This window comes from Streptomyces sp. SID14478 (assembly GCF_010548525.1).
In the GTDB taxonomy this organism is placed as follows: domain Bacteria; phylum Actinomycetota; class Actinomycetes; order Streptomycetales; family Streptomycetaceae; genus Streptomyces.
In genome coordinates this window covers 1-259 of sequence record NZ_JAAGMG010000824.1, presented here as the reverse complement: position 1 = coordinate 259, position 259 = coordinate 1, and the positions used below count along the sequence as shown (strand labels likewise).

At 76.8% G+C, this 259-nt stretch carries 1 protein-coding gene; it reads left to right on the top strand.

The features are described 5' to 3' along the window. Nucleotides 1-259, top strand: a 259-nt coding sequence (locus G3I40_RS26780; protein WP_164304727.1) for a hypothetical protein, incomplete at both ends; no start/stop codon positions are given.

Here is a 259-nt window from a genome sequence, read left to right as displayed (position 1 = left end):
AGCCGCTCGTGTCCGGGGCCGAGTGCACGGACCTCGCCGACGTCACGCGGGCCCGCGAGCACGAGGCCGTCGCCGCCGCGGCCCGCCGCCTCGACCCCGCCACCGGTGCCACCGTCTGCGCCCTGCTGCTGCGCAAGCGGCGCCGGCTCGTTCTCGTGGCTCACGAACTCGTCGCCGACCAGCCCTCGTTGGACATCCTCCTGGCCGACCTGCGGGCCGCGCTGGAGCGGCCCGAGCAGGAGACCGCGGCCGAGGACGT